This window comes from Psychrobacter sp. W2-37-MNA-CIBAN-0211, assembly GCF_040309405.1.
Classification (GTDB): Bacteria; Pseudomonadota; Gammaproteobacteria; order Pseudomonadales; family Moraxellaceae; genus Psychrobacter; species Psychrobacter glaciei.
Window position 1 is genome coordinate 1 of the sequence record NZ_JBEOOU010000287.1, and the last position, 264, is coordinate 264.

Genomic DNA, 264 nt, shown 5'->3' on the forward strand with positions numbered 1-264 from the left:
TGGGTAACCTTGTCCGTTAAGTTTTTCATGGTGTAAAGTTGCCACCTCTAAACTTAGCGGGCTAATGCCTGGGGTGTTTTTCATGATTTCAATTGAATAGCTGGCGTGAGTTTTCATAATATGAAACTCTTCATCTGTCAGTTTATCAGGCTTATTTAAAATGCGATCGGGGACCATAATTTTACCCACATCATGTAAAAATGCACCGACTGCTAATTGATTAACAATATCTTTGTCGATTTTTTTATATACAGAAAACATAGT

The 264-nt window shown here is 36.0% G+C and carries 1 protein-coding gene; it reads right to left on the minus strand.

Features of this window, described 5'->3' with window-relative positions; translation table 11 throughout:
* Positions 1-264, minus strand: a 264-nt coding sequence (locus AAEY72_RS15265; protein WP_352311430.1) for an HD-GYP domain-containing protein, incomplete at both ends; no start/stop codon positions are given.